This window comes from Vreelandella aquamarina (assembly GCF_044805175.1).
Classification (GTDB): domain Bacteria; phylum Pseudomonadota; class Gammaproteobacteria; order Pseudomonadales; family Halomonadaceae; genus Vreelandella; species Vreelandella aquamarina_B.
This window is the reverse complement of sequence record NZ_CP085232.1, coordinates 3,035,027-3,057,194: the sequence shown is the minus strand read 5'-3', so window position 1 is coordinate 3,057,194 and position 22,168 is coordinate 3,035,027. Positions and strand designations below refer to the sequence as shown.

The window sequence follows — 22,168 nt, the reverse complement described above, 5'->3', positions numbered from 1 at the left end:
TTTATCACCACGATTGCCAGACAGGCAGGCGTAAGGTGTGTCACATTATGCACATTGGACGAGCGTGACACAGATGGCCCAAAGCCAAATGTGCTTTGGCAATGGTTGAACGTTAAGCTCTAGTGTAAGGTCAGAGTATTGACGGTTAACTGACGGATTCTTGTAATGAGGGTAGCCCCTTGAACGATATGGCGAAGAACCTGATTCTGTGGTTGGTCATCGCGGCCGTTCTACTGACAGTGTTCAACAATTTCAGTACGGAAAGCGCACCGCAAACCACTAACTACTCCCAGTTTGTGCAGCAGGTGCAAAATCAACAGGTCCGCAGCGTTACCATTGATGGCTATACCATCACCGGTGAGCGCACGGATGGGTCGCAGTTCCAAACTATCCGTCCGGCGGCGGAAGATCCTAAGCTGATGGATGACCTGCTGAGCAATAACGTAACGGTGGTAGGTAAAGAGCCAGAGCAGCAAAGCATCTGGACACGCCTACTGATTGCCAGCTTCCCAATTCTGCTGATCCTGGCCATCTTTATGTTCTTTATGCGCCAAATGCAGGGCGGTGCCGGTGGCGGTAAAGGCGGCCCGATGAGCTTTGGCAAATCCAAGGCGAAGCTGCTCTCCCAGGATCAGATTAAAACCACCTTTGCCGATGTCGCAGGCTGCGACGAAGCGAAGGAGGAAGTAGAAGAGCTGGTCGATTTCCTGCGCGATCCCACCAAGTTCCAGCGTTTGGGCGGTACCATTCCCCGCGGCGTGCTGATGGTGGGCCCGCCCGGTACCGGTAAAACGCTGCTGGCCAAGTCCATCGCGGGCGAGGCTAAAGTGCCGTTCTTCTCTATTTCAGGCTCTGACTTCGTTGAAATGTTCGTCGGTGTGGGTGCGTCCCGCGTACGTGATATGTTCGAACAGGCCAAGAAGCAGGCACCTTGCATCATCTTCATCGACGAGATCGATGCCGTTGGCCGTTCGCGTGGTACCGGCATGGGTGGCGGTAACGATGAGCGCGAACAGACGCTTAACCAGCTGCTGGTAGAGATGGATGGCTTTGAAGCTAACGAAGGCATCATCGTCATCGCGGCTACCAACCGTCCGGACGTTCTCGATCCAGCGCTGCTGCGTCCAGGCCGCTTCGATCGTCAGGTCACTGTTGGCCTGCCGGATATTCGTGGCCGTGAACACATTCTTGGCGTTCACCTGCGCAAAGTGCCGCTGGCGGATGACGTGAAGCCGCTGCTGATCGCCCGTGGTACGCCGGGCTTCTCCGGTGCGGATCTTGCCAACCTGGTGAACGAGGCTGCGCTGTTTGCCGCTCGCCGTAACAAGCGTTTGGTCAGCATGGAGGAGCTGGAGCTTGCCAAGGACAAGATCATGATGGGCGCTGAGCGCAAATCCATGGTCATGACCGATAAAGAGAAGCTCAATACGGCCTACCACGAAGCGGGCCACGCGATTATTGGCTTGGTCATGCCTGAGCACGACCCGGTCTACAAGGTAACGATTATTCCTCGTGGCCGAGCGTTGGGCGTGACGATGTTCTTGCCTGAAGAGGATCGCTACAGCCTGTCGCGTCAGCAAATTATTAGCCAGATCTGCTCGCTGTTTGGCGGTCGTATTGCCGAAGAGATGACGCTGGGCGCTAACGGTGTTACTACCGGTGCGTCTAACGACATTAAGCGCGCGACAGAGCTGGCCCATAACATGGTCGCTAAGTGGGGTCTGTCCGATGAGATGGGGCCGATCATGTACGACGAGGACGAGTCTCACCAGTTCCTCGGTGGCCCTGGCCAAGGTGGCGGTAAGCTGAAGTCGGGCGAAACCACCACGCGCCTTGATAAAGAAGTGCGCAAGATCATTGATGAGTGCTACGAGCAGGCGCGTCAGATTCTTCATGACAACCGCGATAAGCTGGATGCCATGGCAGAAGCGTTGATGAAGTTTGAAACCATCGATGCCAGCCAGCTAAAAGACATCATGGAAGGTCGTGAACCGCGTCCGCCAGAAGGCTGGAGCGACGGCGACTCCTCCGGTGGCGGTATGCGCGCCAGTGACGACAAGCCGGAAGTGAAGGCGGATGATCAAGCGCCTAACGCGTCAAGCGATGATGGCGAAGAGGATGATGATGAGCCTCGCCGCCGTCCTTCTGATCCGCTAGGCGGCCCTGCTGGCCCTTAAACGGTTAATACCATTGGTGTTAGCAAAGGCGTCCCATGATGGGGCGCCTTTTTGTTATGCTGTGGAGCAATAGCAGTTCCGTTTCTTTTATTTTTTAGGCGGTAGCATGACACCGAACGTTGATCCTTCAGCGCCTTCGCAAGCAGCAAAGGCGTTGCAACTGCGCTGCGGGCGCCATGAACTTGATCTCTCCTTTCCTAGGGTGATGGGCATTCTAAACGTCACGCCCGATTCGTTCTCCGATGGTGGACAGCATGTCGCGCTTGATGACGCGCTGCGCCATGCTGAACGTATGCTGGCCGAAGGGGCCGCTATCATCGATGTAGGAGGCGAGTCGACCCGTCCAGGCGCCACGCCAGTTTCCGAGCAGCAGGAGTTGGACCGCGTGGCCCCGGTGGTAGAGGCGCTGGTGCGCGAGCTGGATGCGTTGGTCTCGGTGGATACCAGCAGTGCGGCGGTCATACGTGAAGCGAGCGCCCTAGGGGCGGGAATGATCAACGATGTGCGGGCGCTTGAGCGTGAGGGCGCGCTGGCAGCCGCGGCCAGCAGCGGCTTGCCGGTATGTCTGATGCACCGGCAGGGTGAGCCGCAGGATATGCAGCACTCGCCCAACTATAGCCAACCCATAGAGCGGGCCGTTGCGGCTTACTTAACCGAGCGCGTAGCGGCCTGCGAGGCGGCTGGGCTGCGCCGCAACCGGCTACTGATCGATCCTGGTTTTGGGTTCGGCAAAACCGTCGAGCATAACCTGCGCCTGCTTAAGTACATGGCGTCGTTACAGGCGCTCGACCTACCGATTTTAGTCGGCATGTCGCGTAAAAGCATGATTGGCAAAGTACTGGGTCGTCCAGTAGAAGAGCGTTTAGCGGGCGGCTTGGCGCTGTCGGCTATGGCAGTTGAGCGGGGAGCGAGCATCCTACGCGTGCATGATGTTGGGCCGACGGTGGATGCTGTCAATATGGCTTGGGCGGTACTCCAAGAGGGGTGTGAACCGCCCGCGGATAAGGAACTTTCGTTATGACACGACGCTATTTTGGCACCGACGGTATTCGCGGCACGGTGGGGCAAGCTCCTATCACCGCTGACTTTATGCTCAAACTCGGCTGGGCGGCAGGACAGGTGCTGCGCCGAGAAAAAGGGCGCACCCGCGTCTTGATCGGTAAAGACACGCGTATTTCCGGCTACATGTTCGAGTCGGCGTTGGAAGCAGGGCTTTCCGCTGCAGGGGTCGATGTTGCCCTGCTGGGGCCGATGCCCACCCCAGGGATCGCTTATTTAACACGCACCTTCCGGGCGGATGCGGGCATTGTGATCTCGGCATCCCATAACCCGTTCGATGACAACGGCATTAAGTTCTTCTCGGCGGAAGGTAAAAAACTGCCCGACGAGATTGAGGACCGTATCGAGGGGATGCTGGAAGCACCGCTGACCACCGCCGATGCGGCGCAGCTGGGTAAAGCAACACGTATTGACGATGCGGCCGGGCGCTATATCGAGTTTTGCAAATCTACCCTGCCAGACCGGCTAAGCCTGCACGGGCTGAAAGTGGTCTTGGATTGTGCCCACGGCGCGACATACCATATTGCGCCCAGCGTTTTCCGTGAGTTAGGAGCGGATGTCAGCATCATTGGCGCGGCTCCAGACGGGTTAAACATTAACCATCAGGTAGGCTCTACCCATCCTTCGGCGCTGAGGGCGGCGGTGATTCAGCAAGGGGCAGATTTAGGGGTTGCCTTCGATGGAGATGGCGACCGAGTCCTGCTTGTCGATGCCGACGGCCGTGAAGTTGATGGGGACGACATTTTGTACCTGATCGCCCGTGACCGCTACGAGCGCGGCCTGTTGGAAGGCGGCGTAGTCGGCACGCTGATGAGCAACTTTGGTTTGGGCCTGGCGCTGGATCGGCTGGGTATTCCTTTCCAGCGCGCCAAAGTGGGTGACCGTTTTGTGATGGAGATGATGGCAGCCAACGGCTGGGAACTGGGCGGCGAAGCATCCGGCCACATTGTGTGTGGCCATGTGCAGACCACCGGTGACGGTATCGTATCCGCCTTGCAGGTGCTGGGCTTGATGGTGCGCGAACAAAAGCCGCTGCCCGAGCTGCTCACAGGGTTGGAGAAGGTGCCTCAGTCGTTGGTGAATGTGCGCCTGCCCGCAGGAGCGAATGCCAAAGAGGTCATGGCTGCCCAGCCGCTGCAGGATGCCGTTGCGGCATTGGAGGCGGAGCTAGGAAACCAAGGGCGCGTGCTGCTTCGTCCATCTGGAACTGAGCCGCTGATCCGCGTCATGGTAGAAGGACGCGCCCACCTTGATGTAGATCGCCTAGCGAATAAGCTGGCAGGTCAGGTAGAGTCACTGCTTGGCTAACGTGCACAGCCTGGTTCAACCAACCAGGCTGTACTTATAACAGCGGTTGTCTTGACAAGGCGGCTCCTATACCATTTCGCTCCACCTTGAGTGAGGATCATCCATGCGTACGCCATTAATTGCCGGTAACTGGAAGATGAACGGTTCTGCGGCGTTGATTGAGTCGTTCGGTAAGACCTTTGCCAACGCCGAGCTACCCGCCAATATCGACGTGGTGGTTATTCCACCGTTTCCCTATCTAGAAGCTGCACGCCAGGCGTTCAGCGGCACACCGCTGCAGTTAGGGGCGCAAACGCTAAATCCCCACCACTCAGGGGCGCATACCGGTGAAGTGAGCGGGAGTATGCTCAAAGAGTTTGGCGTGGCCTACGCTTTGGTAGGGCATTCCGAGCGTCGCCAGCTCTACCGCGAGAGCGATGAGCAGGTCTTCGACCGGCTGCTGGCAGCCCTTGACGCAGGGCTAACCCCTATTCTGTGCGTGGGTGAAACGCTGGAGGAGCGGGGCGCAGGACAAACAATGGACGTTGTTTTGCGCCAAGTGGGCTATATCATGGCCCGTCTAGCACCCGAGCAGCGTCTAAAGGTTGTTATTGCCTACGAGCCCGTTTGGGCTATAGGTACCGGGCGCACAGCGACCCCTGAACAAGCCCAGGAAGTGATGGCAGGCATTCGTGCCTATCAGGCAGAGTTTGATGCGTCGCTTGCCGAGCAGCTAAAACTGCTTTACGGCGGCAGTATGAACGCAAGTAACGCGGCTGAGCTGCTTGCCCAGCCGGACATCGACGGCGGTTTAGTAGGCGGTGCCTCACTCAAAACCGACGATTTCTACGCCATTTGTCAGTCAGCAGGATAACTCCATGCAAGTTGCAATTCTTATGGTTCACGTGGTGATTGCGGTCGCCCTGGTTGTACTCATCCTGCTCCAGCAGGGTAAAGGTGCTGAAGCGGGTGCCGCTTTTGGTGGCGGAGCCTCGCAAACGGTGTTCGGCTCCCGGGGTAGCGGTAATTTCCTCTCCCGCACCACGGGTGTTCTCGCAGCGGGCTTTTTCGTCACTTCCATGGCGCTCGCCTACTTTGCGACCCAAGCAGGCCAGGCACCGGAAGCTGGTATTCCCGATGCACAGATGATCGAACAGCAGCGCAACACACCAATGCTTGACGACACCCCGGCAAGTATGGATAATAACGCGCCAGTGCTAGAGGAAAGCAGCGAGTAAGTATTTGATGCTGCTTTTTTTTAGCCTCCCCTGATGCCGAAGTGGTGGAATTGGTAGACACGCTATCTTGAGGGGGTAGTGACCTTACGGTCGTGCGGGTTCAAGTCCCGCCTTCGGCACCATCTGTTTTGCTGGTCTACCAGCTTCCCAGAATGTCAGGATTGGCACCTGAGACAAAAATACACTTGAAGCAAGTTGTTGGAATGAGTTCTTGACGTAGTGTTTTCAAGTGTCTATTATTGTCGACCTAGATTGATGCGGGGTGGAGCAGTCTGGTAGCTCGTCGGGCTCATAACCCGAAGGTCATCGGTTCAAATCCGGTCCCCGCTACCATTTATTTAGTAGCAGTGTTTGCAGCTTAAAGTGTCCAGTAAGATACTATTAGTCGGTAAATAAACGGCGAAAAGCTCGTAGCATGTTGCTAAAATGGTACTACAGCTTTTTTTCAAAAAGCCCCTTCCTGTGAAGGGGCTTTTTGTTAGTAGCTTTTTGTTAGTAGCTTTTTGTTAATAGCTTTTTGCGAGCCAAGAGTGTCTCACGAGCGGATGTTGTCCGAGTAGCCAGAGGCACATTCCCAGGTAATGCCAATCAGCCACCTAGCTTTTCTTATGACTCCTGGCCAGGTGCCTGATGCAACGGCTATAGGAGCTTTGTCTGTGGCCACAAAACACGCTGCGCTTCATGCGCTGATCGAACCTGTCGTTGCCGCCATGGGCTTCGAGCTATGGGGTATCGACCATATTTCCCAGGGCAAGCATTCGCGGCTGGTGATTTACATCGAGCGCGAAAGTGGTGTCAGCGTGGAAGATTGCGCTGATATTAGCCGTCAAGTCAGTGCCGTTCTGGATGTGGAAGACCCGATTCCCGGTGAATACCGCCTGGAGGTCTCGTCACCCGGCATGGCTCGTCCCCTCTACTCCCTGGATCACTTTATCCGCTATCAAGGCCATCAGGTGGCGTTAAAGCTGCGTGTCGCTTTCGATGGGCGGCGAAAATATCAAGGTCTGCTCGCAGGTGTCGAGGGGGATGAAGTGCTGCTGCAACTGGATGGCGAAGAGTACTGCTTTCCGATCGAAAGCATCGATTCTGCGCACGTTGTCCCGCAGTTCGACAAATAACACGGGTCGCGGCTTCCGGCAGACGTCGGGATGATGCACAAAAGGACAGGTTTTCTGGCGAGGCAAACGCATGAGTAAAGAAATTTTAATGGTCGTGGACGCGATCTCTAATGAAAAAGGCGTCCCCCGCGATGTTATCTTCGAAGCGGTAGAAGCCGCGCTGGCCAGCGCGTCGCGTAAGCGTTTTGAGCACGAAGAAGCGAATGTACGCGTACATATTGACCGCCGCACTGGCGACTACGAAACGTTCCGCTACTGGACCGTGGTTGAAGATGATGAGTTTGAAACCCCTGACTACGAAATCAAAGAGAGCATTGCCGAGCAGCGCGATCCGCCGCTGAAGCTAGGCGATGTTGTCGAGCAAAAAATTGAAAATGCCTTATTCGGCCGTATTGCTGCGCAAACCGCTAAGCAGGTAATCGTGCAGAAAGTGCGCGAAGCCGAGCGTGCTGAAGTTGTGCGTCAATACGCCGACCGTGAAGGCGAGCTGGTCGCCGGCATCGTCAAAAAGACCACCCGTGACGGTCTGATCATTGATCTGGGTGAGAACGCTGAAGCGTTCCTGCCGCGCAATGAAATGATCCACGGCGAGCGCTACCGTATGAATGAGCGCGTTCGTGCACTGCTGGTCAAGGTTGACCCAGATGCTCGCGGTGCCCAACTGCAGCTCTCGCGGACCTGCCCCGAGTTCATCATTGAGCTGTTCAAAATCGAAGTGCCGGAAATTGCCGAGCAGCTGATTGAAATCAAAGGTGCCGCTCGCGACCCAGGCTCACGTGCCAAGATCGCAGTGAAAACCAACGACCGCCGCATTGACCCGGTCGGTGCCTGTGTCGGTATGCGCGGATCTCGCGTTCAGGCGGTGTCGTCTGAGTTGCAAAACGAGCGGGTGGACATCGTCCTGTGGGACGACAACCCCGCGCAACTGGTGATCAACGCCATGGCACCTGCCGATGTGGCGTCTATCCTAGTGGACGAAGATGCCCACGCCATGGACGTTGCGGTGGCACAAGACAACCTGGCGCAAGCGATTGGGCGTAGCGGTCAGAACGTTCGCTTGGCGTCGGAATTGACCGGTTGGCGGATCAACGTCATGACCGAAGATGAAGCCGAATCCAAGCGTGAGCAGGAGCTGGATAGTCTGGTCGAATCCTTCGTTCAGCACCTGGGAGTGGAAGAAGACATTGCCCGCCTGCTGGTGGAAGAAGGGTTTACCACCCTAGAAGAAGTTGCCTACGTGCCGCTGGAAGAGATGCTTGAAATCGAGGAGTTCGATGAAGAGCTGGTAGAAGAGCTGCGTGCACGTGCGAAAGACGAGCTGCTGACGATGGCCATTGCCTCGGAAGAAGCGCTAGACGGTGCCCAGCCGGCAGACGACCTGCTGGAAATGGACGGTATGGAGCGCCACTTGGCCTTCATTCTGGCTAGCCGCGGCATTGTCACCATGGAAGATCTCGCCGAGCAGTCTGTCGACGATCTGGTCGATATCGAGGAGTTGGACGAAGCGCGCGCAGCGGCACTGATCATGACTGCCCGTGCGCCCTGGTTTGAAGACGATGGTCAATCGGACTCAAACACACAGTAAACAGGTCACGGGCTGAGGAGGGTCACTATGTCAGATATGACAGTTAAAGATTTTGCAGTAAAGGTGGGCCGCGATGTGCCCCGCCTATTGGAACAGATGAAAGAAGCTGGCTTGAAGCACTCTTCGGAAAACGACGCCGTGTCTGAAGAGGATAAACAGACGCTGCTGAGCTTTTTGAAGAAAAGCCACGGTGGCGCTGACAGCGAGCCGAGCAAAAACCGCATTACGCTAACCCGTAAAACCCGCAGCCGTATCAAAACCGGCGAGCGCGGTAAAACGATTGAAGTACAGGTTCGTAAGAAGAAAACCTACGTTAAGCGCGAAGAAGAGTCGAAACCGAAAGCAGCCGAGCCGAAACACTCTGGCCCGCGCCAGCTGGTAGGCGATATGGCGGAAGCGGAAGCCGAGCGTAAAGCGCGCGAGGCCCGCGATGCGGAAGAGAAAGCCGCTGCCGCGAAGGCCAAGGCTGCCGAAGAAGCCGCGCGTAAAGAAGCGGAAGAGAAGGCCAAGGCAAAAGCGGTCGTAGTGCCGGATATTGAAGTACCTGAGCTTGAAATCGACGATTCGCCGGTGGCCGATGACCTGCCGCCAGCGCCGCCGAAAGAGGGCCGTAGTGACCGCCGTACCGCGCCGCCGAAAAAGGCCGCTGCGAAGAAGAAAGGCCGTGACGACGATGATGACCGTGGCGATCGCGAAGAGCGTAAGCGCGGCGGTGGCAAGAAAGTGAAGCGTGCCGAGCGCCGTGGCGGCCGTCGCGGTGGCGCAAGCCAAAGCGGTAACGGCAAGCACGGCTTCCAGAAGCCGACGCAGCCGATCGTTCGTGAAGTCTCAATCCCTGAGTCGATCAGCGTTGCCGAGCTGGCCGACAAAATGTCGATCAAGGCCAACGAAGTGATCAAGGCCATGTTCACTATGGGCGCGGCAGTGACCATCAACCAGACAATCGACCAGGATACCGCGGCGATTGTGGTAGAAGAGATGGGCCACAAGGTCAAGCTGGTGAAGGATGACGCGCTGGAAACGGAGATGCTGGAAGGCATCTCCTACGAAGGCGAAGAGATCACCCGTTCGCCGGTCGTCACCGTCATGGGTCACGTTGACCACGGTAAAACCTCGCTGCTGGACTACATCCGCCGTGCCAAAGTTGCCACCGGCGAAGCGGGCGGTATTACCCAGCACATCGGTGCGTACCACGTGGAAGATGACCACGGCGGTGTGACCTTCCTGGATACCCCCGGTCACGCGGCGTTTACCGCCATGCGTGCCCGCGGTGCGAAAGCCACCGACGTGGTTATCCTGGTAGTCGCTGCCGACGACGGTGTCATGCCGCAAACCATCGAAGCCGTCGAGCACTCGAAAGCCGCTGGCGTGCCGATAGTCGTGGCCGTGAACAAGATCGATAAGCCCCAGGCCGATCCCGATCGTGTCAAGAACGAGCTGTCGCAGCACGGCGTTATCTCGGAAGAGTGGGGCGGTGATACGCAGTTCGTTCACGTCTCTGCGAAGAGCGGTGAAGGCATCGAAGATCTGCTGGAAGCCATCCAGCTGGTATCTGAAGTACTCGAACTGAAGGCCGTTCCGTCGGCACCGGGTAAAGGTGTGGTAGTTGAGTCGCGCTTGGATAAAGGGCGCGGTCCGGTCGCTACCGTACTGGTTCAAAACGGTACGCTGAAGAAGGGCGATATCGTCCTGGCGGGCCTGCACTACGGTCGCGTGCGTGCGCTGACCAACGAGCTAGGCAAGCAGGTCGATACCGCTGGCCCCGCCATGCCGGTAGAGATCCAGGGTCTCGACGGTACGCCGGATGCCGGTGACGACTTCATGGTAGTCGCCGACGAGAAGAAAGCCCGCGAAGTGGCTAACTTCCGTCAGGGTAAATACCGCGAAGTGCGCCTGGCGCGTCAGCAGAAGGCCAAGCTGGAGAACATGTTCAGCCAGATGGGCCAGGACGAAGTGGCCAAGGTCAACATCGTCCTCAAAGCCGACGTACAGGGCTCGCTGGAGGCAATCAAAGGCGCCTTGGAAGAGCTCTCCACCGAAGAGGTACAGGTGGCCGTGGTCTCCTCTGGCGTGGGTGGTATCACCGGTACCGACGCCAACCTGGCGCTGGCATCGGAAGCCATCGTGGTCGGCTTTAACGTCCGTGCCGACGCCGCTGCCCGTGAGATCATCGAGCGTGAAGGTCTGGATCTGCGCTACTACAGCGTCATCTACCACCTGATCGACGAAGTCAAACAGGCGATGAGCGGTATGCTCGCCCCCGAGTGGAAAGAAGAGATCGTCGGTGTGGCCGAAGTACGCGACGTGTTCCGCGCGCCGAAGATCGGTGCAGTGGCTGGCTGTATGGTCGTCGAAGGCACCGTCTCACGCAGCAAGCGTATCCGCGTTCTGCGTGACAACGTGGTCATCTACGAGGGCGAGCTCGAATCGCTGCGCCGCTTCAAAGACGACGTACAAGAAGTGCGTAACGGCATGGAGTGTGGCATCGGCGTGAAGAACTACAACGATGTCCAGGTCGGCGACAAGATCGAAGTCTTTGACCAAGTGAAGGTCGAGCGCAGCCTGTAAGGCCGCGAGGAGCAACCATGCGCGAATTTAAGCGTACCGACCGAGTAGCCGACCAGCTCCAAAAGGAGCTGGCGGTACTGATCCAACGCGAAGTGAAAGATCCGCGCTTGGGCATGGTCACGGTGAGCGGTGCAACCGTCAGTCGTGACCTTGGCTACGCCGATATCTACGTCACCCTGCTGGGTGAACAGGATCCCGAGCGTATTAAGGAGAACCTGCAGGTGCTGAAACGTGCCTCAGGGTTTCTAAGAAGCCAAATTGCCAAGCGTATCAAGCTGCGCCATGTACCCGAATTGCGTTTTCATTTCGATGAAAGCGTGGTGCGCGGCCAGCACCTCTCATCGCTGATTGACGAAGCGGTCTCGTCTGACCGCGCTCGTCAGGGGCATGACGAGGATGAGAATGACGAACAGGGTGAGGAGACGCGCTAATGGCCCGTCGCCGTCGCGGATTACCGGTTAATGGCGTGGTGCTGTTGGATAAGCCGAAAGGCATCTCCAGCAACCATGCGCTACAGCGTGTGCGTCGTTTGTTTGAGGCGCAAAAAGCCGGGCACACCGGCACGCTGGACCCCATGGCGACAGGTTTGCTGCCTATCTGCCTGGGTGAAGCCACTAAGTTTTCCGCGCACTTGCTAGAAGCCGACAAGATGTATCGCACCCGGATTGAACTGGGGGTGATCACCGACACCGGCGATGCCGAAGGCACGGTGGTGGAGCGGCGCGAGGTGCCAAGCCTCACAGCCGAGGACGTTGAGTCCGTCTTAACGCGTTTTCGCGGTGAGATCGAGCAGGTGCCGCCTATGTACTCGGCGCTCAAGCATCAGGGTAAAAAGCTCTACGAGCTGGCCCGCGAGGGTAAGCAGGTTGAGCGTGCAGCGCGGCGGGTAAGCGTGTATGATGCGCGCCTGCTTGCGTTTGAGGGCGCGGCGTTCGAGCTGGAAGTCAGCTGCAGCAAAGGCACGTACATCCGCACGCTGGCCGAAGATATTGGCCATGCCCTGGGTTGCGGTGCCCACATTAGCCAACTGCGTCGGCTCAAGACCGGGCCGTTTAGCGGCGACGCCATGTGGACACTAGAAGACCTGGAAGCATTGGCTAGCCAGGCTGCCCGCGAAGCAGAATTGATGCCCGTGGATGTGCTGGTTGATCATTTGCCTTCGCTTAGCGTTGATGAAACCTCGTTTGGCAGGCTTGCCCACGGGCAGTCGGCCCAGCTCGCCATTGGTGAGTTAGCACCGGATGCGCTAGCACGACTTTATTACGCCGAGACGTTTATCGGCCTTGGCGTTGTAAAAGGGCCCCAGGAAGTGGCCCCCAAGCGGCTGTTAAGTACGGTCGCTATCTCGTAAAACGTTGCAAGGATGTGACGATTTGCGCGAAAATAGTCGCCTGGGACTGCAAATATGCGTGGTCCCACCCATTCATTTTTAGGCATATTGCTTACTGGAGAGACAGATGGCATTAACCGCTGAGAAAAAGGCCGAGATCGTCAACGAGTACGGCCGCGGCGAAAACGATACCGGTTCCCCTGAAGTTCAGGTTGCACTGCTGAGCGCCAACATTAACGGCCTGCAGGACCACTTCAAAACCAACAAGCAGGATCACCACTCCCGTCGTGGTCTGATCCGCATGGTAAACCAGCGTCGTAAGCTGCTGGACTACCTGAAGCGCAAAGATTTCGAACGCTATCAGTCTCTGATCCAGCGTCTGGGTCTGCGTCGTTAAGCTTTAACGGCAATGATTCGAAACGGGCAGCCCCTTACAGGCTGCCCGTTTTTTTGTTTCTGGTAGCCGTATGGCGCGTCAACGCCTAGAATGGTGGCGAGTCAAAACGACCCAAGCGAAAAGACAAGTAGCTATTAATGTTAAAGGAAGTAGCCGTGAATCCGGTCAAAAAAACGTTCCAATACGGTCGTAGCACCGTCACCCTAGAAACTGGGCGTATCGCTCGCCAAGCCACTGGTGCCGTGATGGTCACCATGGATGAAACCGTCGTACTGTGTACGGTGGTGGCGAAGAAAGACGTTAACCCAGGCCAGCCCTTCTTTCCGCTCTCGGTACACTACCAAGAGAAAACCTACGCCGTCGGTAAAATTCCTGGTGGCTTCTTTAAACGTGAAGGCCGCCCGACGGAGAAAGAGACCCTTACCTCGCGTCTAATCGACCGTCCGATTCGTCCGCTGTTTCCTAAAGGTTTCATGAACGAAGTGCAGGTCATCTGTACTGTTCTTTCCACCGACCGTAACCATGACCCGGATATCGCGGCCATGCTGGGCACCTCGGCGGCGCTGTGCATTTCCGGCGTACCGTTTAACGGCCCGATTGGCGCAGCCCGCGTTGGCTTCAACGAAGAGCAAGGCTACTTCCTGAACCCCACCGTTGAAGAACTGACCACCTCCGAGTTGGACATGGTGGTGGCCGGTACTGAAAGCGCCGTGCTGATGGTGGAATCCGAAGCCCAAGAGCTGCTTGAAGATGAAATGCTGGGTGCCGTGCTATATGGCCACCAGGAGATGCAGGTTGCCATTAGCGCGATTAAAGAGCTGACCGCGGAAGCAGGCAAGCCGCGCTGGGAGTGGCAGGCGCCGGTTGAGAACGTAGCGCTGAAAACCGCCATGGCCGACGCTTTTGAAGCCAAAGTGGGCGATGCCTACCGCATTACCGACAAAATGGCCCGCCAAGACGCGCTGGCTGCGCTGAAAGACGAGGCCGTTGAGCAGTTAGCGGTTGCTGAAGGCGAAGAAGTAACAGAAGGCAAGTTCAGCAAAGATGACGTCAAAGGGGCGTTCGCGGCGCTTGAGAAACGCGTTGTACGCTCACGGGTAGTAAAAGGCGAGCCGCGTATCGATGGTCGTGACAACTTCACCGTGCGTCCATTAAGCATCGAAGTCGGCGTGCTGCCGAAAACCCACGGCTCAGCCATCTTTACCCGTGGCGAAACCCAGGCTATTGCCGTCGCTACGCTGGGTACGCTGCGCGACTCGCAGCTGATCGAGTCGCTGGAAGGCGAGCGTAAAGACCGCTTCATGCTGCACTACAACTTCCCTCCCTACTCGGTGGGTGAAGCTGGCTTTATGGGTGGCCCGAAGCGCCGTGAAATCGGCCACGGCCGCTTAGCGCGTCGCGGCGTGCAGGCCATGCTGCCTTCTGAAGAGGCTTTCCCTTACACCATTCGCGTGGTGTCGGAGATTACCGAATCCAACGGCTCTAGCTCCATGGCCTCCGTTTGCGGCTCCTCGCTGGCCCTGATGGATGCCGGTGTGCCGCTGAAAGCCCCGGTGGCGGGTATTGCCATGGGTCTGGTTAAAGACGAAGACGGCTACGCGGTGCTGACCGATATCCTGGGTGACGAAGACCACCTGGGCGATATGGACTTTAAAGTCGCCGGTTCTGAAGAGGGCGTCACTGCCCTGCAGATGGACATCAAGATCGAAGGCATCAACGAAGAGATCATGGAGACCGCGCTGCAGCAGGCCCACGATGCGCGTATTGGTATCCTGGCGCAGATGAACGCCGTGATCAGCCAGAGCCGTAACGAAGTGTCTGAAAACGCGCCTTCCATGGCGACGATCAAAATTGATCCAGACAAGATTCGTGACGTTATCGGCAAGGGCGGCGCCACCATCCGTAAGATTTGTGAAGATACCGGCGCATCTATCGACCTCGACGACGATGGCACGGTACGCATCTACGCAGAAGATAAAGCCGCTGCCAAGAAGGCTATCGACACCGTACTGGCGATTACCGCCGAAGCGGAAATCGGCAAGCTCTACAAAGGAAAAGTGGTACGTATCGCTGACTTCGGTGCCTTTGTGAACATCATGCCGGGTACCGATGGCTTGGTGCACATCTCGCAAATCGTCCAGGAGCGCGTCAACAACGTTCGCGACTTCCTGAACGAAGGCGACGACGTGATCGTGAAGGTGCTGGATATCGACAACCGCAACCGGGTGAAGCTCTCGATCAAAGAGATCACCGAGGAAGAGAAAGCGGCGTTTGCAGCTGCCGAGGCGGATGTTGCTAGCTAAATAGCGATTAGCGTATGACTCACCGCCCCCGCAGCCCCTGGCTGCGGGGGCGGTGTCGTTTGATAGGCCCAGGAAGTGAGGAAACAAGCATGGAGCAGCAGCAAGCACCGCGGTGGTGGGCGGTGGTGGCCGTGATGATCGGCATTTTCTTGTTGGTGACCGCAGAGCAGCTACCTATCGGTTTGCTCTCTCAGGTAGCGGATGCGATGAGCGTAACACCTGGGATGGCGGGGCTGATGGTGACGGTGCCTGGCGTTGTCGCGGCATTTTCAGCGCCGCTATTGCCAGTGGCGGTAGGGCGGCTCGACCGCCGTATCATGCTCACGCTGATGATGGCGGTGATGGTGCTGGGCAGTGTGCTGACAGCCATAGCAAGCAACTTTGCGTTTTTGCTGGCGGCGCGGGTGCTGGTGGGGATCAGCATCGGCGGTTTTTGGGCGATTGCCGGCAGTATTGCACCGCGCTTAGTGCCGAGCGCCCAAGTGCCCAAAGCCATGACCGTTATCTTTGGTGGGGTGGCGGCGGCCTCTGTCCTAGGCGTGCCGTTAGGTACGCTGTTAGGCGATTTGAGCAACTGGCGGGTCGCGTTTGCTGCCTTGGGCGGCTTAAGCCTGCTCACGGCTCTGGCGCTATGGTGCTGGCTGCCGCCGCTGCCCCCCAGGGAGCCAGTGCGGCTAAGGGTGCTAGCACAGCAGTTGCAAAACCGTGGTGTGCGCGTTGCGGTACTCACCACGGGCTTTGTAGTGGTTGGCCACTTTGCCGCGTATACCTTTATCAGCCCGATCCTTCAGGAGATTAGCGGTATTGCCCAGCGTCATGTTGGAAGCCTGTTGCTGCTGTACGGGGCGGCGGGGATTTTGGGCAATATCGCGGCGGGCGCCTTCGCCGGGCGGCATCCTTACCGAGCGGTGCTGGCCATTCCCAGTCTGCTGCTGGGGGTCGTGGCGCTCTTTCCACTCTTGGGCGTTCAACCGACCAGTGGCGTCCTGCTGCTAATGGCATGGGGCGCGATATTTGGCAGCGTATCGGTAAGCATCCAGACTTGGATATTGCGGACGGCACCCAACACAGAAGCCGCCACGGCGCTCATGGCGTTTGTGTTTAACCTGTCGATCGGCTTAGGAGCGATGGTCGGTGGTCGGGTGGTGGATAGCACTAGCCTGCCGGTTGCCATGTGGGCGGCGTCGGGGCTATTTCTGCTGGGGATGCTGTTGGTATGGCGCACGCCCTCGCGCATCGTGGGAGAGAGGCACCGTTAGCGGCAGACAAAAAAATACCCCCGCGTTGCGGGGGCATTCACTATGGTCGATTTCTCAATGGCTCATAGCCTTACGGACGCTCGATGGCCAGCGCAACCCCTTGGCCGCCGCCGATACACAGCGTTGCGAGGCCTTTTTTGGCATCACGGGCAATCATTTCGTGGAGTAGCGTGACCAGTATCCGGCAGCCGGAGGCACCAATGGGGTGGCCCAGGGCAATCGCGCCGCCGTTGACGTTCACTTTGGAGGTATCCCAGCCCAGCTCTTTATTCACGGAAAGCGCTTGGGCAGCGAAGGCCTCATTGGCTTCAACGAGGTCCAGGTCATCCAGGCTCCAGCCCGCTTTTTCCAGGCAGCGGCGGGTGGCCGGAGCCGGACCAATGCCCATAATCGCTGGATCAACGCCTGCATTGGAGTAGGCCGCAATACGGGCCAGCGGTTCTAGGCCAAGCTCTTTGGCTTTTTCCGCCGAGCAGAGCATGACAACCGCTGCGCCGTCATTCAGCGACGAGGCGTTGCCAGCGGTCACGGTGCCATCTTTCTTGAACGCTGGGCGCATGCCGGCCAGTTTGTCAGCGGAGACTTCGCGGGGGTTTTCGTCGGTATCAAACACCACCGGGTCGCCTTTACGCTGCGGGACTTCGACCGGCACGATCTGGCCTTTGAATTTGCCCTCTTTGATGGCGGCGGCGGCTTTTTGCTGAGAACCAGCGGCGAATTCGTCCATCGCCTCGCGGGTGATACCGTACTTCTCTGCCAAGTTCTCGGCAGTAATCCCCATGTGGTAGTTATTGAAGGCGTCCCACAGGCCGTCATGCACCATGGAGTCGATGGCTTTCCAGTCACCCATGCGTTGGCCGTTACGGGAGTTTGGCAGCACGTGCGGAGAAGCGGACATATTCTCCTGGCCACCGGCCAGAATGATCTCGGCATCGCCGCAGCGAATGGCTTGGGTCGCCAGGTGCAGCGCTTTGAGGCCCGAACCACACACCTTGTTGATCGTCATGGCCGGTACGGTTTCCGGCAGGCCTGCTTTAATGGCGGCTTGGCGTGCCGGGTTCTGACCAACGCCGGCGGTCAGCACTTGGCCTAGCAGCACTTCATCGATTTGCTCAGGTGCAACGCCGGTGGAAGCGATAATGTCTTTGATGACCAGTGCGCCCAGGTCGCTGGCTGGAATGCCCGCGAGTGAGCCACCAAAACTACCAACAGCGGTGCGGCGAGCCGCCACAATGACCACGTCTTGCATACAATAACTCCTTGAGTAGGTGACGCAACGTTTCTACGGCAGATAGACGTAGCTGCCTATCTGTTGTTATTAGCATCGTTATTAGCGTGTCGTGTCAGGCTTGACTACCAGCATAGGGAAGGTTGTGCATTGCGGCAATACGCTTTTTTTGACAAATAAAAAACGGGCCGATCAACGGCCCGTTTAATAACGCCTTCTCAGATGATTAGCTTATGCCAATTGGACCGGAATGGCGTTGCTAGTATGGCTAACGTGGTTGCCTTCTTGGAGGTACACCAGCGCGGGCTGATGGTTTTCAAGTTCGGCTTCTGAGTAGTGGGCGTAGCTGCAAATAATGATGCGATGCCCCGGTGAGGCGAGGTGGGCCGCTGCACCGTTAATGGAGATCAAGCGCGATCCCTCTTCGCCACGGATAGCATAGGTGGTGAAGCGCTCGCCGTTCTCCACGTTATAAATTTGGATCTGTTCATTTTCACGGATGCCGGCCATATCCAGCAGTTCGCCGTCGATGGCGCACGAGCCTTCATAGTTCAATACGGCGTGGGTAACACGGGCCATATGTAGTTTGGCTTTGAGCATAATGGTATGCATGGAAACTCCTGGGTAACGGGCTAGCCTTACCAGGCTAGGCAGTGGCAGCACTGGGTAGCTGCACGCTGATATTGTCGATAAGCCGGGCTGGGCCGAGTTTGGCGGCAGCTAATAGCACGGCGTGGCGCGTGGAGGCCGTCACAGGGCCCAACGTCGTATCACGTAGCTCAAGGTAGTCCGGCGTAAAGCCGGCATCATACAGCGCCGCTTTGCCCCTTTGTAGTACCTGTTCGGCGGATTCGCCCCTGGCCAGCGCATCGCGTAGCTCACACAGGGTACGGTAGAGCATGGGGGCCGTGGCTCGCTCCTGCTCGCTGAGATAGCCGTTGCGGGAGGAGAGTGCCAGGCCATCGTCGGCGCGCACAATCGGCACGCCGATAATCTCGATGGGCAGATGCAGGTCGGCCACCAGCTTGCGAATCACCGCGAGCTGCTGGTAATCCTTTTCGCCAAAACAGGCGACATCCGGCTGTACCAGGTTGAACAGCATACTCACCACAGTGGAAACGCCGTCAAAGTGTCCTGGGCGCGAGCCGCCGCATAACCCTTCGCCTACTTCTGGTACATGCACGCGGGTCTGGGTGGCAAGCCCGTTCGGGTAGAGCGCGCTAACCGTGGGGGCAAAAAGAAGATCGCAACCTGCGTCGGTAAGCTGGCGCTGGTCAGCCTCAAAGGTGCGCGGATAGGCGTCGAGGTCTTCGCCCGGGCCAAACTGCATGGGGTTGACGAACAGGCTAGAGACCACCACGTCGGCGTGTTGGCGGGCAGTGGCGACCAGCGCTAAGTGCCCAGCGTGCAAGTTGCCCATGGTGGGGACGAGGGCAATGCGCCGACCCTGTAGGCGGTGCTCATGCAAGGTAGCGCGGAGCTCGTTAATATCTCGCAAAGTGTGCATAGAGAATTCGCTGCGACTCACTTAAAAACAGTGTTCTGGAGCGGGAAATACGCGGGTTTTGACGGCTTCATGGTACTGCTTAAATGCGTCCTGGATCGAGCCGGCATCCGCCATAAAGTTTTTCACAAAACGTGGCGTGCGCCCATGGGTTACCCCCAGTACGTCATGCATCACCAGAATTTGGCCATCGGTGTCTGGGCCTGCGCCAATGCCGATGACCGGCACATCAAGTGCTTCAGTCACCGCTTTGCCGAGGCTGGCGGGTACACACTCCAGCAAGATGACCGAAGCCCCCGCGTCGACCAGTACTTTGGCATCTTGGATGATCTGTTCGGCCTGTTCGGCTTCTCGGCCTTGCACCTTGTAACCGCCCAGCTGGTAAACGGTTTGCGGGGTTAGCCCTAAGTGGGCGCAGACCGGTACGCCGCGACGAGTTAATTCGCGAATGCCGTCGGCCATCCACGCCTCGCCTTCTACCTTCACCAGCTCTGCCCCTGCGCGCATAAGCGCGGCACCATCTTCCAACAGGCGTTCGGTGGTGGCATTGCTCATAAACGGCAGGTCGACCATCAGCAGGCTATGCCCTTTACCGCGAGCCGTGCAGCGGGTGTGGTAGCAGATGTCGTCAATGGTGACGGGCAAGGTACTGTTATGCCCTTGTAGAACCATACCCAGAGAGTCGCCTACCAGCAGGACATCAATTCCCGCAGCGCTGGCGGCATGGGCAAAGGAGGCATCGTAAGCAGTCAGGCAGCTGAACGTTTCACCGGCGCGCTTGTACGCCTGCAGAGTGCTCAGGGTGACGGTTTTCATGGCGTGCTCTCATTAAATCTTTATGGGGCCGATGCGGCATGGGCTATTAAAGCGCGGGCTACGCTCGGCCATTTTTATCGCAGCGTCCCTGCATACGCGATGTGGCGTAACCGGCAATTGTTACCCGAATGGGGGGGTGGTGTCGAGATTTGTGTCAAATGGTAGCAGTCGTGGTGACACCGGTATCACCTAAGCGTCGGATATCGCTGGTATTTAGTGCGGCTACCCAGTGATTAAGCGGCTGCTGATGCAGGGTGATGGGCTGCTTGAGGGCAGTGGCGACTTCATCCAGAGGCACCAATACAAAGGCACGGCTGTGCATATGTGCATGGGGAATGGTTAAGCGCGGCTGATGAAGCGTTTGCTCTCCGTAAAGAAGCAGATCTAAATCCAGCGTGCGCGGCCCCCAGTGGCGCAGCCGCCGTCTGCGGTGGCGCTGCTCTAACGCCTGCAGTTGGTCTAGCAGCGCCAATGGCGAAAGGTGGGTCTCCAGGCAGGCCACCGCGTTGATAAAGTCGGGCTGGTCTTGCGGCCCCACAGGAGGCGTGGCATAGAGCGAGGAGTGCGCAACGAGCTGGCAAAGCGGCAGGGCAGCAAGCTCGTGGAGCGCTTGCTGCACCTGGGCTTTAGGGTTCTCTAAATTGCTGCCCAAACCGATAAATGTGCGGATAGCGCTATTCACTGTTGGCTTTCCGTGGCTTGCGGCGTTTTTTGCGCCGGCGGTCACCCTGGCTTGCCGGGTCGCTACCTACCTTTTGCAGCAGGCGGCGCTGCTCGTGCTCGTCGCCGTTCTGGAATGCTTCCCACCAGTCGCCTAAGCCACGGGGAAGTTCACCCGCCTGCTCGCGCAGCAGCAGTAGATCGAAGGCGGCGCGAAAACGTGGATGCTCGCGGGTTTGGAACGCCCGTTTGCCGCGACGCATGGGCAAGCGTGCTTGCAGCTCCCAGATTTCCCGCATCGGAATCCCAAAGCGCTTGGGGATTGAGGTGTGCTGAAGCTGGCGCGCTACTACCTGCTGGGCGGCCGTTTGCAGCGCAGGCACGGCAGGCATCCCTTCACGCTCAAGCTCTGCCTGGCGATGCACCACCGGCGCCCACAGGAAGGCGGCTAGCAGGAAGGCGGGCGTTACCGGGCGGTCTTCGGCAATGCGCTTATCGGTATTGGCCAGCGCCTGCTCAATCAAATCTTCTGCCCAGGCCGCGTCGGCCATTGCCTCTTCCGATTCTGGAAAGAGCATCCCGAACAGGTTGTAGTGGCTGAGTAGGCGGAAGGTAATTAACCCGTGGCCCGACATAAACAGCTTGAGCACTTCATCAAATAGGCGGGCGGGGGGAATCTGCAGCAGTAGCGGCGCAAGGTCGTACATGGGTGCTTCGGTCGCCGGCTCGATCGTGAAGTCGAGCTTGGCGGCGAAGCGTACCGCCCGCAGCATCCGTACCGGGTCTTCCCGGTAGCGGGTTGCAGGGTCGCCAATCAGCCTTAACGTGCGTGACTCAATATCCCGCGCACCGTTGGCAAAGTCGTGGATCGTGAAGTCGGCAATATTGTAGTAGAGCGCATTGACGGTAAAGTCGCGGCGCAGCGCGTCCTCTTCGATATTGCCCCACACGTTATCCCGCAGCAGCAGGCCGTCGTCCGACTGGTGAGCAATATGGTCGCCGTGTTCGTCCTGGGGTTTACCACGGAAGGTGGTCACCTCAATGACTTCACGGCCAAAGCGCACATGGACGATACGGAAGCGGCGGCCAATGAGGCGAGAGTTGCGAAACAGATCCCGCACCTGCTCCGGCGTTGCATTGGTGGCAACGTCGAAGTCTTTCGGCATTTTGCCCAGCAGCGCATCACGAATGCAGCCGCCTACCAGGTAGGCGTCAAAGCCTGCCCCGTTCAGGCGGTAGAGCACCTTGAGCGCGGCTTCGCTGATTTGCTGACGAGAAACAGGATGCTCGGAGCGCGGAATAATACGCGGGCTGGGCGCCTCAGAGGCGCTCTCTGGGGAATCGAGCAGGGATTTCAAGTGCTCTCCCGGACTATGTAATAAACGGGTAAATCCTTTAAACATGCGGCGATATCGACTCGCAGTGTATCGAAAACGGGTGCGAAAACAGACCGTATAGAGGACGGTAAGTCATTGAGTGTATCCGACCCCCGGTGGCTTGCAAAGCGCCTAGGCGGGGTTTGATGGGCGGCCAGGGTGGTGGAGTCCTTCAAGAAGCCTTGTCAACAAACCCTATAAACGCGGAAAGGGGAGGCTACGTGAGCCTCCCCTATAAAGCAGACAATCAGCGTCCATGCTGC

At 57.9% G+C, this 22,168-nt stretch carries 19 protein-coding genes and 2 tRNA genes; 15 read left to right on the top strand and 6 right to left on the bottom strand.

Translation table 11 applies throughout. The features are described from left to right. Positions 1–179: 179 nt before the first annotated feature. The 15 genes from ftsH (at position 180) to LG300_RS14125 (ending at position 16,321) form a co-directional block, all read left to right on the top strand. On the top strand, positions 180–2,177 hold the full coding sequence (gene ftsH / locus LG300_RS14195) for an ATP-dependent zinc metalloprotease FtsH (RefSeq protein ID WP_404375961.1): 1,998 nt from the start codon (positions 180–182) through the stop codon (positions 2,175–2,177). A gap of 106 nt (positions 2,178–2,283) precedes the next feature. After that, complete coding sequence (folP, locus tag LG300_RS14190) at positions 2,284–3,198, top strand: dihydropteroate synthase (RefSeq protein ID WP_404375960.1); 915 nt, start codon at positions 2,284–2,286, stop codon at positions 3,196–3,198. Next, entirely contained in the window at positions 3,195–4,544 is a 1,350-nt protein-coding gene (glmM, locus tag LG300_RS14185; protein WP_404375959.1) for a phosphoglucosamine mutase, read from the top strand. Before folP ends, glmM begins: the two co-directional genes overlap by 4 nt. Before the next feature lie 103 nt (positions 4,545–4,647). Continuing rightward, complete coding sequence (tpiA, locus tag LG300_RS14180; RefSeq protein WP_404375958.1) at positions 4,648–5,397, top strand: triose-phosphate isomerase; 750 nt, start codon at positions 4,648–4,650, stop codon at positions 5,395–5,397. Positions 5,398–5,401: 4 nt separating this feature from the next. Next, positions 5,402–5,761 (top strand): preprotein translocase subunit SecG, encoded by a 360-nt coding sequence (secG, locus tag LG300_RS14175; protein WP_404375957.1) that lies wholly within the window; start codon positions 5,402–5,404, stop codon positions 5,759–5,761. Positions 5,762–5,796: 35 nt separating this feature from the next. Continuing rightward, a tRNA-Leu gene (locus LG300_RS14170) sits at positions 5,797–5,883 on the top strand. Between the two features lie 134 nt (positions 5,884–6,017). Further along, positions 6,018–6,094: transfer RNA gene (locus tag LG300_RS14165), tRNA-Met, on the top strand. A gap of 323 nt (positions 6,095–6,417) precedes the next feature. Continuing rightward, entirely contained in the window at positions 6,418–6,879 is a 462-nt protein-coding gene (gene rimP, locus LG300_RS14160) for a ribosome maturation factor RimP (RefSeq protein ID WP_404375956.1), read from the top strand. A gap of 70 nt (positions 6,880–6,949) precedes the next feature. After that, positions 6,950–8,464 carry a transcription termination factor NusA gene (nusA, locus tag LG300_RS14155; protein ID WP_404375955.1) on the top strand — a complete coding sequence of 505 codons (1,515 nt, stop codon included), beginning with the start codon at positions 6,950–6,952 and terminating at the stop codon, positions 8,462–8,464. Positions 8,465–8,491: 27 nt separating this feature from the next. Next, positions 8,492–11,032, top strand: coding sequence for a translation initiation factor IF-2 (infB, locus tag LG300_RS14150; protein ID WP_404375954.1), 2,541 nt, complete (start codon positions 8,492–8,494; stop codon positions 11,030–11,032). Positions 11,033–11,049: 17 nt separating this feature from the next. Next, positions 11,050–11,463: a 30S ribosome-binding factor RbfA gene (rbfA, locus tag LG300_RS14145; protein WP_404375953.1), complete on the top strand. Its 414-nt coding sequence runs from the start codon at positions 11,050–11,052 to the stop codon at positions 11,461–11,463. Beyond that, complete coding sequence (gene truB / locus LG300_RS14140) at positions 11,463–12,383, top strand: tRNA pseudouridine(55) synthase TruB (protein WP_404375952.1); 921 nt, start codon at positions 11,463–11,465, stop codon at positions 12,381–12,383. The genes rbfA and truB overlap by 1 nt, the downstream gene beginning before the upstream one ends. A 106-nt stretch (positions 12,384–12,489) precedes the next feature. Next, positions 12,490–12,759 (top strand): 30S ribosomal protein S15, encoded by a 270-nt coding sequence (rpsO, locus tag LG300_RS14135; RefSeq protein WP_027337656.1) that lies wholly within the window; start codon positions 12,490–12,492, stop codon positions 12,757–12,759. Positions 12,760–12,896: 137 nt separating this feature from the next. Then, complete coding sequence (gene pnp / locus LG300_RS14130) at positions 12,897–15,062, top strand: polyribonucleotide nucleotidyltransferase (RefSeq protein WP_404375951.1); 2,166 nt, start codon at positions 12,897–12,899, stop codon at positions 15,060–15,062. Positions 15,063–15,151: 89 nt separating this feature from the next. Further along, on the top strand, positions 15,152–16,321 hold the full coding sequence (locus LG300_RS14125; RefSeq protein ID WP_404375950.1) for an MFS transporter: 1,170 nt from the start codon (positions 15,152–15,154) through the stop codon (positions 16,319–16,321). A 70-nt stretch (positions 16,322–16,391) separates the two neighbouring features. On the opposite strand, the gene LG300_RS14120 is transcribed toward LG300_RS14125, so the two are convergent. From LG300_RS14120 to pcnB, 6 genes are all read right to left on the bottom strand, one after another. After that, a complete protein-coding gene (locus LG300_RS14120) occupies positions 16,392–17,570 on the bottom strand; it encodes an acetyl-CoA C-acetyltransferase (RefSeq protein ID WP_404375948.1) in 1,179 nt (392 codons plus the stop codon). 210 nt (positions 17,571–17,780) lie between these two features. After that, entirely contained in the window at positions 17,781–18,161 is a 381-nt protein-coding gene (gene panD / locus LG300_RS14115; protein WP_009723730.1) for an aspartate 1-decarboxylase, read from the bottom strand. Positions 18,162–18,195: 34 nt separating this feature from the next. Next, positions 18,196–19,056: a pantoate--beta-alanine ligase gene (gene panC / locus LG300_RS14110; RefSeq protein WP_404375946.1), complete on the bottom strand. Its 861-nt coding sequence runs from the start codon at positions 19,054–19,056 to the stop codon at positions 18,196–18,198. 21 nt (positions 19,057–19,077) lie between these two features. Beyond that, positions 19,078–19,869, bottom strand: a complete 792-nt coding sequence (gene panB / locus LG300_RS14105) for a 3-methyl-2-oxobutanoate hydroxymethyltransferase (protein ID WP_404375945.1) — start codon at positions 19,867–19,869, stop codon at positions 19,078–19,080. A 154-nt stretch (positions 19,870–20,023) separates the two neighbouring features. Continuing rightward, positions 20,024–20,551, bottom strand: coding sequence for a 2-amino-4-hydroxy-6-hydroxymethyldihydropteridine diphosphokinase (gene folK / locus LG300_RS14100; RefSeq protein ID WP_404375944.1), 528 nt, complete (start codon positions 20,549–20,551; stop codon positions 20,024–20,026). Then, the gene (gene pcnB, locus LG300_RS14095; protein WP_404375943.1) at positions 20,544–21,932 is read right to left on the bottom strand and encodes a polynucleotide adenylyltransferase PcnB; all 1,389 of its coding nucleotides are present in this window, start codon (positions 21,930–21,932) and stop codon (positions 20,544–20,546) included. Before pcnB ends, folK begins: the two co-directional genes overlap by 8 nt. Between the last annotated feature and the right edge of the window lie 236 nt (positions 21,933–22,168).